General features: G+C 45.9%; 15 protein-coding genes and 2 pseudogenes. All 17 read left to right on the forward strand.

Annotation, left to right across the window (positions count from 1 at the left end):
* Position 1: 1 nt before the first annotated feature.
* Positions 2 to 226 (forward strand): DUF3717 domain-containing protein, encoded by a 225-nt coding sequence (locus tag DXE33_RS07900; protein ID WP_114639397.1) that lies wholly within the window; start codon positions 2 to 4, stop codon positions 224 to 226.
* 95 nt (positions 227 to 321) lie between these two features.
* Positions 322 to 1,090 (forward strand): annotated as a pseudogene (locus DXE33_RS07905) (ABC transporter ATP-binding protein).
* A pseudogene (locus DXE33_RS07910) lies at positions 1,087 to 1,786 on the forward strand (ABC transporter ATP-binding protein). The pseudogenes DXE33_RS07905 and DXE33_RS07910 overlap by 4 nt, the downstream one beginning before the upstream one ends.
* 64 nt (positions 1,787 to 1,850) lie before the next feature.
* Positions 1,851 to 3,032, forward strand: coding sequence for an ABC transporter substrate-binding protein (locus DXE33_RS07915; protein WP_174222304.1), 1,182 nt, complete (start codon positions 1,851 to 1,853; stop codon positions 3,030 to 3,032).
* A 17-nt stretch (positions 3,033 to 3,049) separates the two neighbouring features.
* Positions 3,050 to 3,970 carry a branched-chain amino acid ABC transporter permease gene (locus DXE33_RS07920; RefSeq protein WP_114639399.1) on the forward strand — a complete coding sequence of 307 codons (921 nt, stop codon included), beginning with the start codon at positions 3,050 to 3,052 and terminating at the stop codon, positions 3,968 to 3,970.
* A gap of 2 nt (positions 3,971 to 3,972) precedes the next feature.
* Entirely contained in the window at positions 3,973 to 4,902 is a 930-nt protein-coding gene (locus DXE33_RS07925) for a branched-chain amino acid ABC transporter permease (protein ID WP_114639400.1), read from the forward strand.
* A gap of 114 nt (positions 4,903 to 5,016) precedes the next feature.
* Complete coding sequence (locus DXE33_RS07930) at positions 5,017 to 5,754, forward strand: TSUP family transporter (RefSeq protein WP_114639401.1); 738 nt, start codon at positions 5,017 to 5,019, stop codon at positions 5,752 to 5,754.
* Positions 5,755 to 5,860: 106 nt separating this feature from the next.
* Positions 5,861 to 7,780, forward strand: a complete 1,920-nt coding sequence (gene mnmG, locus DXE33_RS07935) for a tRNA uridine-5-carboxymethylaminomethyl(34) synthesis enzyme MnmG (protein ID WP_114639402.1) — start codon at positions 5,861 to 5,863, stop codon at positions 7,778 to 7,780.
* The gene (rsmG, locus tag DXE33_RS07940) at positions 7,777 to 8,457 is read left to right on the forward strand and encodes a 16S rRNA (guanine(527)-N(7))-methyltransferase RsmG (protein WP_114639403.1); all 681 of its coding nucleotides are present in this window, start codon (positions 7,777 to 7,779) and stop codon (positions 8,455 to 8,457) included. Before mnmG ends, rsmG begins: the two co-directional genes overlap by 4 nt.
* A 7-nt stretch (positions 8,458 to 8,464) precedes the next feature.
* Positions 8,465 to 9,235 carry a ParA family protein gene (locus tag DXE33_RS07945; protein WP_114639404.1) on the forward strand — a complete coding sequence of 257 codons (771 nt, stop codon included), beginning with the start codon at positions 8,465 to 8,467 and terminating at the stop codon, positions 9,233 to 9,235.
* 18 nt (positions 9,236 to 9,253) lie between these two features.
* Entirely contained in the window at positions 9,254 to 10,144 is an 891-nt protein-coding gene (locus tag DXE33_RS07950) for a ParB/RepB/Spo0J family partition protein (RefSeq protein WP_114639405.1), read from the forward strand.
* 135 nt (positions 10,145 to 10,279) lie between these two features.
* Positions 10,280 to 10,729 (forward strand): ATP synthase subunit I, encoded by a 450-nt coding sequence (locus DXE33_RS07955; protein WP_197712016.1) that lies wholly within the window; start codon positions 10,280 to 10,282, stop codon positions 10,727 to 10,729.
* 40 nt (positions 10,730 to 10,769) lie between these two features.
* On the forward strand, positions 10,770 to 11,645 hold the full coding sequence (gene atpB / locus DXE33_RS07960) for a F0F1 ATP synthase subunit A (protein WP_114639406.1): 876 nt from the start codon (positions 10,770 to 10,772) through the stop codon (positions 11,643 to 11,645).
* A gap of 45 nt (positions 11,646 to 11,690) precedes the next feature.
* Positions 11,691 to 11,957 carry a F0F1 ATP synthase subunit C gene (atpE, locus tag DXE33_RS07965; protein WP_114639407.1) on the forward strand — a complete coding sequence of 89 codons (267 nt, stop codon included), beginning with the start codon at positions 11,691 to 11,693 and terminating at the stop codon, positions 11,955 to 11,957.
* 63 nt (positions 11,958 to 12,020) lie between these two features.
* On the forward strand, positions 12,021 to 12,491 hold the full coding sequence (locus tag DXE33_RS07970; protein WP_114639408.1) for a F0F1 ATP synthase subunit B: 471 nt from the start codon (positions 12,021 to 12,023) through the stop codon (positions 12,489 to 12,491).
* Between the two features lies 1 nt (position 12,492).
* Positions 12,493 to 13,029, forward strand: coding sequence for a F0F1 ATP synthase subunit delta (locus DXE33_RS07975; protein ID WP_114639409.1), 537 nt, complete (start codon positions 12,493 to 12,495; stop codon positions 13,027 to 13,029).
* A 45-nt stretch (positions 13,030 to 13,074) separates the two neighbouring features.
* A complete protein-coding gene (gene atpA, locus DXE33_RS07980) occupies positions 13,075 to 14,616 on the forward strand; it encodes a F0F1 ATP synthase subunit alpha (protein ID WP_114639410.1) in 1,542 nt (513 codons plus the stop codon).
* Positions 14,617 to 14,628: the final 12 nt, after the last annotated feature.

Consider the following 14,628-nt stretch of genomic DNA (forward strand, 5'->3'; position numbering starts at 1 on the left):
CATGTTGTACATCACAATTCAAGAACTTGAAGCGGCCATCAATTATTGGCGTAGCCAGTCACCATCCTCTGGTGATGAGTTGCGCTTGTGCGCCCAAGCCGCTGCACTTGCTAAACCATATGCATTGATGATTGTTCAAGGCTCCCAAAGAATGCCATTGGATGTTTTAGATGAATCGGCTAGAGAAGCAATTCAGAAGTTTATTAAAACATCACAAACCCAATAAGATATAAACCCGCTTGGTTTAGGGTTATCGCTATATATATAGCAATGCTGTCTTAGGTTATTCTCAACATCTTGCCTCGGTGTGGGGTAGAGGGTATGAGCCTGCAAGAAACAATTTTAAAAACAATTGGACTGGGGAAAATCCTTCAAGGGTTTTTCAGCTGTAAGTGACGTTAATCTTGACGTCACTAGAGGGACTATTCATGCTTTGATTGGTCCAAATGGAGCCGGGAAAACGACCTGCTTTAATTTGCTGACTAAGTTTTTAGAGCCCAGTAGTGGACAAATCTTGTTTAATGGTTGTGACATTACTAAGGAGGCGCCTGCTCAGATTGCGCGTCGTGGCGTCATTCGTTCATTCCAAATTTCAGCTGTTTTTCCTCATCTCACCGTTTTAGAGAATGTTCGTGTTGCGTTGCAGCGAGGCTTGGGCACGGAGTTCCATTTTTGGAAATCAGGCAACTCCTTAAGCGTTGTAAATGAGCGTGCAGAAGAACTTCTTTACGAGGTGGGTCTTGAGAGTTTTGCAAACGAGGAAACTCTCAACTTGGCTTATGGACGCAAACGGGCCCTAGAAATTGCGACAACCCTGGCAATGGAGCCAGAGTTAATGCTTTTGGATGAGCCCACCCAAGGTATGGGTCACGAGGATGTTGAGCGAGTTACTGAGTTAATTGATCGTGTGGCCAAAGGCCGCACCATTTTGATGGTTGAGCACAACATGAAGGTGGTTTCTTCAATTGCCGATAGGATCACTGTGCTACAGCGTGGATCTGTCTTGGCCGAGGGCTCGTATCACGAAGTTTCAACCAATCCGCTGGTGGTTGAGGCTTATATGGGTAGCCATGGGGGTGATGCTCTATGACAATGGCGCTCGAAGTAAAAAATTTAGAATCTTGGTATGGTGAATCCCATATTCTTCATGGTGTGAATTTTGCTGTTCGAGATGGTGAAGTGGTCACGCTGTTGGGGCGAAATGGCGCTGGCCGAAGCACCATCCTTAAAACTATTTTGGGCTTAACTAGTAGGCGCACCGGCTCCGTTCAAATTTATGGGGCCGAAACCATTGCTGCGCCTACCTACAAAATTGCTCGTCTTGGTGTTGGTTTTTGCCCAGAAGAGAGGAATTTTTGCCAGTTTAAGCGCCGAAGAAAATTTATTGTTATTGCCTGAAGTTGCTCCCGGCGGTATGGGTCTGGATGAGATTTATGAAATGTTTCCAAATCTGTATGAAAGGCGTAATAGCCCGGGTACCCGTCTTTCAGGTGGTGAGCAGCAGATGCTTGCTATGGCGCGCATTTTGAGAACGGGCGCAAAACTATTACTCTTGGATGAGATCACCGAGGGGTTGGCGCCTGTGATTGTGCAAAAACTAGGGGAGGTGGTTACTAGTTTGCGTAACAAGGGCTTCACCATTGTTTTGGTTGAGCAGAATTTTCGCTTTGCGGCACCTTTGGCTGATCGTCATTATGTGGTTGAGCACGGCAATGTAGTTGAGGTTGTACAACAAAACGAGCTTGCTCAAAAAGCGGCCTTATTAAATGAGTATCTTGGTGTTTAGTGGTTCTATTTAGGAGATAAGATGAGGTTAAAGCAAATAACCGCAGGCCTGGTAGGCCGCGACAATGTTCGCCTCAAATCCAGTTTTTGCACAATCTAACGCTAAAGTGTCTGGTGATGTGGTCAAGATTGGCGTGTTGACTGATTTGTCATCCACCTATTCTGATTTGGCCGGTCCTGGTGCGGTGATTGCTGCCAAAATGGCAATCGCTGATTTTTCTAGAGACGGCACTGTTATTGGCAAGAAGATTGAGTTGGTTAGTGCAGACCACCAAAACAAAGCTGATATTGCAGCAAACAAGGCTCGTGAGTGGTACGACAAAGATGGTGTTGATGTGATCGTGGAGTTGGTTTCCACCAACGTTGCTTTGGCTGTAATGGAAGTGGCTGAGCAAAAGAATAAGATCACCCTTGTTTCTGGTGCTGGTTCACTCCCAATTGCTAATGAAAAATGTACTGCCAATAATGTTCACTGGGCTTATGACACTTACGCCCTATCAAACGGAACCGGTAAGGCAGTAGTAAAGCAGGGTAAAAAGAATTGGTACTTTATTACTGCTGATTATGCCTTTGGCGCGGCCCTTGAAAAAGATGCCACCGCTGTAGTAAATGCAAACGGCGGTAAGGTTCTGGGAACCAGCAAGCATCCATTTCCTAATAGCGATTTCTCTTCCTACCTCTTGAAGGCACAAGCTAGTGGTGCCGATGTTGTGGCTTTAGCAAACGCTGGTCAAGACACTATCAACACCGTAAAACAAGCGTCTGAGTTTGGCATTAACAAAAAGCAGACCGTCGTTCCATTGTTGATGTTCATCTCCGATGTTCACTCTTTGGGTCTAAATGCTGCACAAGGCATGTACCTCACCGAGGGCTTCTACTGGGATAAGGACGAAAAGACTCGCGCATTCTCTAAGCGCTTCATCTTGCAGCATAAGCGTATGCCAACCATGGTTCAGGCCGGCGTGTACTCATCGGTACTGGCTTATTTAAATGCGGTTCAAAAGGCCGGCACTGACGATACACAGGCTATGATGAAGGTTCTCAAATCAACCAATATTGATGATGGTTTATTCAAAGGCAAGATTCGTGCTGACGGTAAGTTTGAACATGACATGTACTTGTTAGAAGTCAAAAAGCCATCTGACTCTAAGAGCCCATGGGATTACTACTATGTACGCGCGACGATCCCAGCCGCCGAAGCTACTTTGCCGCTTTCACAGTCAAAGTGCAAATTAGTTAATAAGTAAGCAAATAGAAATCAAGAATGTTTGAACTTCTCGGAATTACCCCCCAAGGGCTGGTTGCCCAGCTTTTGGTGGGGCTTATTAATGGCTCGTTTTATGCCATATTGAGTTTGGGATTAGCCATTATTTTTGGCCTTCTCAATATCATTAATTTTGCCCATGGTGCTCAGTACACCATGGGTGCATTTATTGCGTGGATTGGCTTAACGCAAATTAGCCAATGGCTTGGTTTTCCAGAGCTATCAATGAATTATTGGTTTGCTTTAATTATTGTTCCTTTGGTCTTGGCTGGATTTGGATTAATTCTTGAGCGCACGATGCTGCGCCGTCTTTATCATCTTGATCACTTGTATGGGCTGTTATTAACCTTTGGTTTGGCGCTCATTATTGAGGGCATGTTCCGCCACTGGTATGGAATTTCTGGTGAAAGCTATCCAGCCCCAGAGATGCTTCAGGGCGCAATCCCTCTAGAGTCTATTGGCATTATTTTGCCCATCTATCGTTTATGGGTTGTGGCGATTTCATTGACTGTTTGTTTTTCAACTTGTTATGTAATTGAGAGAACAAAGTTGGGCGCTTACTTGCGCGCTGGTACAGAGAACCCAAAACTCCTTCAGGCTTTCGGCATTAATGTGCCGCTGATGATTTCCTTGGCTTACGCATACGGCGTTGGTCTAGCTGGATTTGCAGGTGTTTTGGCTGCACCAATTTTCCAGGTGAACCCGCTGATGGGTTCGAATTTGATTATTGTTGTTTTTGCTGTGGTGGTGATTGGTGGTATGGGTTCTATCATGGGTGCGATTTTGACTGGTTTGGGATTGGGATTGATTGAGGGTCTCACTAAGGTCTTTTATCCAGAGGCATCTGGAGTGGTGATTTTTGTAATTATGGCCATTGTGTTATTGCTGCGTCCTGCTGGGCTGTTTGGGCGGGAAGAATAATCATGAACCCAAAAACAAAATTACTTTATGGCATCTTGGTATTAATTGCACTGCTTTTGCCGTTCCAAGATTTTATTTATTTGGTGTTTGCAATGAAGGTGCTGTGCTTTGCACTTTTTGCATGCGCATTTAATCTGCTTTTAGGGTTTACTGGGCTTTTGTCATTTGGTCACGCTGCATTCTTCGGAACTGCCGCTTACATTACCGCCTACTTTTGTAAAGAAGAAGGCCTTTCGCCAGAACTTGGCATTCTTCTGGGTGTTGTTGGTTCGGGCGCATTGGGTTACTTAATTGGTTCCTTGGCTATTCGTCGTCAGGGTATTTATTTTGCGATGGTGACATTGGCCCTCTCGCAAATGGTGTATTTCTTGGCTGTCCAGCTTCCATACACCGGTGGTGAGGATGGAATTCAGGGCGTGCCTCGCGGAACATTGTTTGGCTTGATTGATCTTAAAGATGATGTTGCCATGTATTACTTTGTATTGGTCGTCTTTATTTTTGGTTTTGCATTAATCATGCGCGCCGTTCACTCTCCATTTGGGCAAGTATTAAAAGCGATTCGAGAGAATGAGCCTCGCGCAATTTCCTTGGGATATGACGTTGATCGATTTAAGCTGATGTCTTTTGTTATCTCCGCTGCCTTATCTGGCTTAGCTGGATCGATGAAGTCCTTGGTGTTCCAGTTGGCAACCTTGACAGACGTTCATTGGCATATGTCTGGTGAAGTAGTGTTGATGACATTACTTGGTGGCATGGAAACCATCTTGGGGCCAGTGGTTGGTGCGGGTATTGTAGTTGGTTTGCAAAATTACTTAGCCAACATCGGCTCTTGGAGCACAATCGCAACCGGATTTATTTTTGTGATTTGCGTTTTAGCGTTTCGTCGTGGTGTTGTTGGTGAAATTGCTGCGCACTTCAAAAACAAAAAGTAATTTCCTTTTATTATTTGGTCTTAGTGTGGCGCTAACTTGAAAAGTGCCGCACCCATTTAACTTAAAGAGACTCCCATCGAATTTTCAATTTACATTTGGCTGTTGCTTTTCGCGATGGCCTTTTTCGCTGGCCTTGTCGATGCTGTTGCTGGGGGCGGTGGACTCATTCAAGTGCCCGCACTTTTCGCGGTCTATCCCAATACACCACCAGCAACACTGCTTGCTACCAATAAACTGGCCTCTATTGGGGGAACGCTTAATGCGGCACGCAGATACTTGCGTCATGTTTCATTGCCTTGGGCGGTTGTTGCTCCAGCAGTCGTTGCTGCCTTTATAGGGTCGCTCATCGGCGCAGCTGCTGTGAGCAATTTTCCGGCTGAGCCTTTGCGCAAAGCATTGCCCTTTGTTTTGCTTTTTCTGTTGCTATACACCTGGTTTCAGCCTTCGCTTGGTGAGACGCACGCCCCAAAGGCAATCAGTTCCCTTCAACAACTTAAAGGAGTTGTTCTTGGTTTAACAATTGGTTTTTACGATGGTTTTTTTGGTCCAGGAACAGGAAGTTTTTTATTGCTTGGTTTTGTGCGATTTTTTGACTTTGACTTTTTACATGCTTCGGCTGCAACTAAGTTGGTAAATGCCTCGACAAATTTAGCGGCCATCCTGATGCTGGCAAGTCTTGGCCACATGAACTGGACTCTTGGGTTTGTAATGATGATTGCCAACATTGCAGGTAGTCAGTATGGTAGTCGCTTAGCAATTAAATATGGCAGCGGATTTGTCAGAAAAGCCTTCTTAATTATTGTTACCGTGTTGATTCTTAAGTCAGCTTGGAACGCCTATTTCATTAATTAAATCAGATACTTATAAAACACACCGTTGTTTTTCAATGATTTTTTCAGGTTTTGTTTCACGTGAAACAAACAAAATGCTATGATCATCGCCCTATCTGAGGCAAATCATGCGTTATTCCAAAAGTTTTGATGTCATTGTTGTTGGAGGCGGTCACGCCGGGACTGAGGCCGCCCTCGCATCTGCACGCATGGGTTGTGACACCCTCTTGATTACCCATAGCATCGAAAATTTAGGCGCTATGAGCTGTAATCCCTCCATTGGTGGAATTGGTAAAGGCCATTTAGTTAAAGAGATTGATGCCATGGGCGGCGTTATGGCTGCCGCTACTGATGAGGCTGGAATCCAATTTCGCATCCTAAACTCAAGCAAGGGCCCTGCCGTAAGAGCTACTCGCGCTCAGGGTGACCGTGTTCTATACAAAGCAGCTATCCGTCGTCGCCTAGAAAACCAGCCAAACTTAAGTCTCTTTCAAGCTTCAGTTGATGATCTTCTGGTCAAGGGAGATGAGGTTCGGGGCGTGGTTACTCAAATGGGCCTAGAGTTCATGGCAAAAAAGGTGGTCTTGACTGCTGGAACCTTTTTGGATGGAAAGATCCACGTTGGTTTGAATAGCTATGCTGGCGGACGCGCAGGCGATCCCGCAGCAGCTTCTTTATCCACTCGTTTGAAAGAGTTAAAGCTTCCACAGAGCAGACTTAAAACAGGTACACCACCCAGAATTGACGGCAGAACCATTGATTTCTCGGGCATGTTGGAGCAGCCTGGGGATTTAGACCCAGTCCCAGTCTTTTCCTATTTGGGGCGTCCTGAACAGCATCCTAAGCAGGTTCCCTGCTGGATTTCCCATACCAATGAGAAGACTCACGACATTATTCGAGGTGGTTTAGATCGCTCTCCCATGTATACCGGGGTAATTGAGGGGGTTGGCCCCCGCTACTGCCCTTCTATTGAAGACAAAATTCATCGTTTTGTTTCTCGAAACAGCCACCAGATCTTCCTTGAGCCGGAGGGCCTAACTACCAATGAGTTTTACCCTAACGGTATTTCAACAAGCTTGCCTTTTGATGTTCAGTGGGACTTGGTGCGCAGCATTCGTGGTCTTGAGTCGGCTGTAATTGTGCGACCAGGTTATGCCATTGAGTATGACTTCTTCGACCCGCGCCAATTGCGTCAAAGTTTAGAGACGAAAGTGATTGGTGGACTTTATTTTGCTGGTCAAATCAACGGAACCACCGGATATGAAGAGGCTGCTGCTCAAGGAATGCTGGCCGGAATTAATGCTGGTTTGGCGGCCCAAGGAAAAGAACCGTGGTTGCCTAAGCGTAGCGAGTCTTATATTGGGGTTCTGGTGGATGATTTAATTACCCGCGGCATTCAAGAGCCCTATCGGATGTTTACTAGCCGAGCTGAATACCGTTTAAGTTTGCGTGAAGACAATGCAGATATGCGCTTAACCGCCATCGGTCGCGAACTAGGCCTTGTAGATGATCATCGCTGGGAAGTATTTTGCAGAAAACAAGAGGCTGTTTCACGTGAAACATCCCGTTTGCAAGAGATTTGGGTGGGCCCAAAGCATGAGGCTGCCCCTCTTGTGGCTCAATTATTGGGGCAGGATCTCTCACACGAGTGCAATTTAACTGAATTATTGCGGCGCCCAGGTGTAACTTATGAGGCCATTACGGGTCTTGGAGGCGGGTTGTGGTCCCCAGGCGTTTTGGATGAAGACCTTGGTCTTACAGCCCAAATTAGTGACCAAGTGGAGATTTCTGTGAAATATCAGGGCTACATTGACAGACAAGCAGTAGAGATTGCGCGTCAGGGAAATAATGAGACCTTCCCTCTTTCTGAGGATTTGGACTACTCTCAAGTGCTCGGCTTATCTAAGGAGGTTCAGCAAAAGCTCAATCTGCATAAGCCGGCCACATTGGGCCAAGCCGGCAGAATCTCCGGGGTAACTCCAGCAGCCCTTTCTCTGCTTTTGGTGCACCTTAAAAAAGGTTTGGGGCGCACCCAAGAGACGGCATGACTAAAGATTTGCTTGCACTGGGGATTGAAGATCTAGGCCTGAATTTAAGCAATAAAAGTATTGTCGATTTAGAGCTGTTTCTTCAAGAAATGGGCCGCTGGAATCAAGTGCATAACCTCACCGCAATAGAAGGTGAAAAGGATTCTATACGTCTTCATCTTATTGATTCTATTGCTGTTTTGCCCGTCATGAGACAATTTGTTCAGAGTGTGTCTCCTAGAATTGCCGACCTGGGTTCGGGTGGAGGCTTGCCTGCTATCCCCATTGCAATTGTTCAGCCAAGCTGGCAGCTAAGCTTGATTGAGGCTGTTCGCAAAAAAACGGCTTTTCTGCAACATATTCGTGGGAAGCTTGGGCTGCAAAATATTCAAGTGATCAGTGATCGAGTAGAAAATGTTGCGATGCAACAACCAGGACAATATGATGCGGTAATTTCTCGGGCCTTTACGCATCTAGCTCGTTTTTTAAATCTAGCTTTACCCCTCTTAAAGCCTGACGGCCTTGTATTTGCAATGAAGTCCAAGCGTGCCGACGAAGAGATGGCTAATGTTTGTAAAGATGACTGGCGTTTGTTGGCTGATGAATCCGTTTTCATCCCAAACCTTTCAGTTGAGCGCCGTTTGTTGGTCTTGAGCCCCGTGAGAAAATCAATCCCTACCCCATTAAGCAAAACATAAAGCACTTATGGCAAAAATATTCTGTATCGCAAATCAAAAAGGTGGTGTTGGCAAAACCACAACAGCTGTGAATTTGGCGGCGGGTTTGGCTGGACTAAAACAGCGCGTGTTGCTTGTGGACTTGGATCCACAAGGCAATGCAACGATGGGCTCTGGAGTTGAAAAAGGAGACTTAGCGAACAGTGTTTATGAAGTCCTTATCGGCCATGCTTCTGTGAAAGAGTGTGCGCAACGATGTGACAGCGCTGGGTACGATGTGCTTCCTGCTAATCGAGATTTAGCCGGAGCAGAAATTGAGTTGGTGGATTTAGAGTCGCGTGAATCACGCTTGAAAGATGCTCTCGCACAAGTCGCCAATGATTATGACTTTGTATTAATCGACTGCCCGCCAGCTTTATCGTTATTAACTCTAAATGGATTATGTGCAGCTAATGGCGTAATTGTTCCAATGCAATGTGAGTATTTTGCGTTGGAGGGTTTATCTGATTTGGTAAACACAATTAAACAAGTGCATGCAAATTTAAAACCAGACCTTGTCATTATCGGTTTGTTGCGCGTCATGTTTGATGCACGTATGACACTCCAACAACAGGTGTCTGACCAGCTACTAGAGCACTTTGGAGATAAGGTGTTTAAAACGATTATTCCGCGCAATGTTCGATTAGCAGAAGCGCCGTCTTACGGCCTTCCTGGGGTGGCATTTGATAAATCATCACGCGGAGCCAAAGCATATTTAGAGTTTGGCGAAGAGATGATTGAGCGCATTGAGCAAATGTAAATTTTTAAAGAAAACATCATGGTTGCAATTAAGAAAAAAGGGTTGGGCAGAGGTTTAGAGGCCTTGTTGGGCGAGAAGAAGCCGGAGGCGTCTTCAACAGCAGAAATCAACCGTTTGCCGTTAAGCGCTTTACAGGCTGGCAAGTATCAGCCGCGTCAAAAAATGGAGGCCGGCGCCCTACAAGAGCTAGCAGAAAGTATTCGTGAACAAGGCGTCATGCAACCATTGCTAGTTCGTTTAGTTTCAACTGGTAAGTATGAAATTATTGCGGGTGAACGTCGTTTTCGCGCGGCCACTATTGCCGGCCTCAAGGAGGTGCCCGTATTAGTTTCTGGTGCAGATGATCAAGCGGCAGCTGCTATGGCCTTGGTTGAGAATATGCAGCGCGAAGATCTCAATCCTTTTGAAGAATCACAAGGGTTGGCTCGATTAATTGAAGAGTTTGGTTTTACACATGAGCAGGCAGCAAAAGCGGTTGGCAAATCCAGAAGTGCAGTTACTAATCTCTTGCGCTTGGCTCAACTGGCAAAGCCAGTCCAAGCAATGCTTTTGGCTGGTGATATTGATATGGGACATGCTCGCGCACTCTTGCCATTGCCTGGGGCAAGCCAGGTTGCTTTAGCTCAAAAAATTGCCGCCCAAGGTCTGTCGGTACGAGAGGCAGAGAGAATGTCAGCCGCATTGGCTATCGCTGGTGGTCAAATTGGCGACAAGAAAACCAAGACTAGTTCTGGCTCCGCCCCCCCAAGCATTGATCCAGATATGCGTCGTCTTACACAAGAAATTGCCGACTTAATAGGCTTAAGCGCCGAATTTAAGTTCAAAGGCAAAGGCGGAGAGTTGCGTATCCGTTTTAGCCAATTCGATGAGCTTGATTCCTTATTAAAAAAGTTGGGTATTGAGTCATAAGGAGAAAAATGCCCCTAACTTCTTTGACATATTGCGCTGCACACATTAAACTTTCGGGGCTAAATTGATTCCTCAAAAAAATCAGTTTTCCGATGTAAATGAGTGGGATGAGCCCGAAGAGGAGGTGTTTCGGAGGTGTTTCGGGTTTACAGCAAAGAAGAGATTGTTGCATTGCAGCAAAGCAATGCAAACAAGTACCGAACACTCTCGCCTTGGAAACTCTCGCCTTGGAAATTATTATTGGCCCAAGTGCTGGTTACAGCGCTCAGTGTGGTGTTTTGGTCATTTTTTGGGGAGCCGGTAGGGGTAAGCCTTTATACTCAGTCGGCCTTTTTAGGTGGTTTGATTAGCGCCTTGCCTTCGGCCTTGTTTTTAACAAGGCTAGAGATGGCAAAAAAATCGCAAGGATTAAATCCAGGAAGTTTTTTGGCGGCATTGGTTTCTGGCGAATTTATAAAAATCGCCGCGACGCTGATGTTGTTTGTAGGGATTGCATACCTCGTCCCTGGCGTGCTTTGGGTCCCATTGTTGGTGACTTATCTGCTTGCCTTGAAGTGCGTATGGCTGGCTTGGTTGTTGCGCTGAGTAGTGACAATTGAGATTGAAACAAAGGACTAGTTAAGAGATGTCTAGCGAAGTACACCAAGCCCATGAGGCAGCCGAGCAAATGACGCCAACCGCGTACATTTCTGAGCATTTACAAAATCTCACCAGCACTGGTGAGCATCAAGCATCCATCATTGATTTCAGCGTTATTAATTTAGATACTATTTTTTGGGCCTCTTTAATGGGCTTCATCGCAGTATTTATTTTGCTCATTGCAGCCCGTCGTGCAACCCCAGGTGTTCCAGGTCGTTTTCAGTGCTTGGTTGAGATGGTTGTAGAAATGGTGGGTACGCAGGCCAAGAGCATTGTTCACGGCAACCGTACTTTTATTGCACCACTCGCATTGTTTGTTTTCTTCTGGATCATCCTGCTCAATACTCTTGATTTGATTCCAGTAGATTGGGTTTTAGGCGTAAACCATTTCATCGAGAGTTTTGGTGTGCATGTGCCTCATCACAGATTAGTTCCTACAACAGACTTGAATGCCACTATGGGTATGTCATTGTCTGTATTGATCTTGGTTTTCTTTTACAGCTTCAAAGTAAAAGGTTTTGGCGGATTCTTGCACGAACTTATTTCTGCTCCTTTTGGTGCTAAATGGTATTTGGCGCCATTTAACCTTGCGTTAAACATTATTGAATATCTAGCTAAAGGCGTTTCATTAGGAATGCGACTCTTCGGAAATATGTATGCCGGTGAGTTAGTGTTCTTGTTGATTGCCCTGCTCGGTAGCGTATGGACTTTTAATTTAGATTTAACTGTGTTCGGTTTGGTGGGCCATGTCATTGCTGGATCAGCTTGGGCCATCTTCCACATTTTGGTTATTTTGTTGCAAGCCTTTATTTTTATGATGTTGACTTTGGTTTACATTGGGCAAGCGCATAGCCATCACTAAGATTTTATTTTTAACCTACCTCTTTTAACTTCAGGAGTCAGCAACATGCAACAATTTCTCGCAAACATTCAAGGTTTCACAGCGATCTGTATCGGTATCATCATCGGCCTCGGCGCGATCGGTGCTTGCTTGGGTATCGCATTGATGGGTGGCAAGTACATCGAAGCTTGCGCACGTCAACCAGAATTGATGGAGCCATTGCAAACTAAGATGTTCCTCTTGGCTGGTTTGATCGACGCTGCGTTCTTGATCGGCGTTGGTGTTGCAATGTTGTTTGCTTTCGCAAACCCACTGCTCGCAGTTATTAAGTAATTGTTTTGGCGTGGATGACCAACGGGTCATCCAACTGTTCTCAACAATACTGAAAGGAATATCGTGAATCTGAACGCGACCCTATTCGCGCAAATGATCGTTTTCTTCGTCTTATGGTGGGTTGTTGCACGCTTTGTGTGGCCACCCCTTGTTAAGGCGTTGGACGAGCGTTCAAGCAAAATTGCTGATGGCTTGGCTGCTGCAGAGCGCGGCAAAGAAGCGCTCGCATTAGCAAGCAATGAAGCAGAGCAAGAATTAAATAAGGCTCGCCAAGAAGGTGTTCAACGCGTAGCTGAAGCAGAAAAACGTGCACAAATGTCGGCCGAAGAAATTCGCGCTAACGCACAAGCTGAAGCCGCTCGAATCATTTCTCAAGCGAAGCAAGATGCTGATCAACAAGTTACACGTGCACGTGAAGTGTTGCGTGCAGAAGTTGCTCTTCTTGCAGTTAAAGGTGCCGAGCAAATTTTGCGTCGTGAAGTAGATGCAAAAGCTCATGGCCAATTACTTGACCAACTAAAGGCAGAACTTTGATATGGCTGATTTAGCCACCATTGCACGTCCTTATGCTGAAGCGCTTTTTCAAAGCGCTAAGCCGGCTGAGCTTGCAGGTTGTTTAGAGCAATTAAGTGAATTGGCGCAGCTTGCAGCTTTGCCAGAAATTGCTGCATTGTCAAACAACCCAAAGGTATCTGCTGATGATTTGAGCAAGCTGCTTTCTGGTATGGTGAAACCCAAGTTAGATCCTAAGGTTGCTAGCTTTTTAAATCTTGTGAATCAAAACCACCGCTTGGCTGCTGTTCCTGAAATTGCGCGTCAATTTGAGGCAATGAAGAACCAGAGCGAAGGTGCAGCAGAAGTATTGATTACCAGCGCATTCCCTTTAGAGGGTTCTGCACTAAATGATTTGTTGTCAAGTTTGAAGAAGCGCTTTGGGGGTAAAGAATTGCGCCCTACTATTCAAGTTGATCCAGAGTTGATTGGCGGTGTCCGCATTCAAGTCGGAGATGAAGTGATGGATAGTTCTGTTAAGGCACAGTTAGCTCAAATGCAAGCAAGTCTTGGCGCATAAGTTATCCCTATTAAGAACATACGAAATAAGACCCAGGAGTAAGTAATGCAACTCAACCCTTCCGAGATCAGCGAACTGATCAAAAGCCGAATTAGCGAATTGGGCGTTGACTCCCAAGTTCGTAACGAAGGCACTGTAATTTCAGTGACCGACGGTATTTGCCGCGTACATGGTTTGTCTGGTGTGATGCAGGGCGAAATGTTGGAGTTCCCTAACAACACTATCGGCCTCGCTTTGAACCTTGAGCGTGATTCTGTTGGTGCTGTGGTGTTGGGTGAGTACACCCACATTAAAGAAGGCGACCCAGTGAAATGTACGGGCCGCATTTTGGAAGTTCCAGTTGGTCCTGAGTTGCTCGGTCGCGTTGTAAACGCACTTGGCCAACCAATCGACGGCAAGGGCCCAATCAATACTAAGTTAACTGACTTTATTGAAAAGGTTGCTCCTGGTGTTATCGCACGTCAATCTGTTAGTCAGCCAGTTCAAACTGGTTTGAAAGCGATTGATGCAATGGTTCCAATTGGCCGTGGTCAGCGTGAGTTGATCATTGGTGACCGCCAAACTGGTAAGACAGCAGTTGCGGTTGACGCGATCATTAACCAAAAAGGTAAAGGCGTTTATTGCGTTTACGTGGCGATCGGTCAAAAGGCCTCTACTATTGCTAACGTTGTTCGCAAGCTCACTGAATTGGGCGCGATGGAGTACACCGTTGTTGTTGCAGCGAGTGCTTCCGAGTCTGCAGCAATGCAGTACCTCTCGGCATATGCAGGTTGCACCATGGGTGAATACTTCCGCGATCGCGGCGAAGACGCTTTGATTGTTTACGATGACTTGACTAAGCAAGCGGTTGCTTATCGTCAAATCTCCTTGTTGCTCCGCCGCCCACCAGGCCGCGAAGCATATCCTGGCGACGTGTTCTACCTCCACTCACGCTTGCTCGAGCGCGCTGCTCGTGTAAATGCTGATTATGTTGAGAAGTTCACGAATGGCGCAGTAAAAGGTAAGATTGGTTCTTTGACAGCATTGCCAATTATTGAAACTCAAGCTGGTGACGTGTCTGCATTCGTTCCAACCAACGTGATTTCGATTACTGACGGTCAGATCTTCTTGGAAACTGACTTGTTCAACGCTGGTGTACGTCCTGCGATTAACGCCGGTATTTCTGTTTCCCGTGTTGGTGGCGCCGCACAAACCAAAGTTATTAAGAAACTGTCTGGCGGTATTCGTACCGACTTGGCACAGTATCGTGAATTGGCAGCGTTTGCTCAGTTTGCATCTGATCTTGACGAAGCAACCCGTAAGCAGCTCGAGCGTGGTCGCCGTGTCACTGAATTGTGTAAGCAAGCTCAATATAAGCCTCTCCAAGTTTGGGAAATAGCGGCATCTTTGTATGCCGTTAACAATGGCTTCTTTGATGACCTCGAAGTGAAGAATGTATTGGCATTCGAAAAAGGCTTGCAAGATCATTTGAAATCTAAATATGCAGACTTAGTTGCACGGATTGAAGAAACTAAAGATTTGAGCAAAGAAGACGAAGCCGCTTTGCGTGCTGCGATTGAGGACTACAAGCGTTCAGCAGCCTTCTAAGGACGCATAGAG

The sequence above is a fragment of the Polynucleobacter necessarius genome (genome assembly GCF_900096765.1).
Classification (GTDB): Bacteria; Pseudomonadota; Gammaproteobacteria; order Burkholderiales; family Burkholderiaceae; genus Polynucleobacter; species Polynucleobacter necessarius_F.

What these genes read in the sequence shown, in the direction of transcription:
- DXE33_RS07900 (WP_114639397.1), top strand. Translation starts at nt 2, where the DNA reads ATGTTGTACATCACAATTCAAGAACTTGAAGCGGCCATCAATTATTGG.
- rsmG (WP_114639403.1), top strand. Translation starts at nt 7,777, where the DNA reads ATGACTAAAGATTTGCTTGCACTGGGGATTGAAGATCTAGGCCTGAAT.
- DXE33_RS07915 (WP_174222304.1), top strand. Translation starts at nt 1,851, where the DNA reads ATGTTCGCCTCAAATCCAGTTTTTGCACAATCTAACGCTAAAGTGTCT.
- atpB (WP_114639406.1), top strand. Translation starts at nt 10,770, where the DNA reads ATGTCTAGCGAAGTACACCAAGCCCATGAGGCAGCCGAGCAAATGACG.
- atpA (WP_114639410.1), top strand. Translation starts at nt 13,075, where the DNA reads ATGCAACTCAACCCTTCCGAGATCAGCGAACTGATCAAAAGCCGAATT.
- DXE33_RS07920 (WP_114639399.1), top strand. Translation starts at nt 3,050, where the DNA reads ATGTTTGAACTTCTCGGAATTACCCCCCAAGGGCTGGTTGCCCAGCTT.
- mnmG (WP_114639402.1), top strand. Translation starts at nt 5,861, where the DNA reads ATGCGTTATTCCAAAAGTTTTGATGTCATTGTTGTTGGAGGCGGTCAC.
- DXE33_RS07945 (WP_114639404.1), top strand. Translation starts at nt 8,465, where the DNA reads ATGGCAAAAATATTCTGTATCGCAAATCAAAAAGGTGGTGTTGGCAAA.
- DXE33_RS07925 (WP_114639400.1), top strand. Translation starts at nt 3,973, where the DNA reads ATGAACCCAAAAACAAAATTACTTTATGGCATCTTGGTATTAATTGCA.
- atpE (WP_114639407.1), top strand. Translation starts at nt 11,691, where the DNA reads ATGCAACAATTTCTCGCAAACATTCAAGGTTTCACAGCGATCTGTATC.
- DXE33_RS07950 (WP_114639405.1), top strand. Translation starts at nt 9,254, where the DNA reads ATGGTTGCAATTAAGAAAAAAGGGTTGGGCAGAGGTTTAGAGGCCTTG.
- DXE33_RS07975 (WP_114639409.1), top strand. Translation starts at nt 12,493, where the DNA reads ATGGCTGATTTAGCCACCATTGCACGTCCTTATGCTGAAGCGCTTTTT.
- DXE33_RS07930 (WP_114639401.1), top strand. Translation starts at nt 5,017, where the DNA reads ATGGCCTTTTTCGCTGGCCTTGTCGATGCTGTTGCTGGGGGCGGTGGA.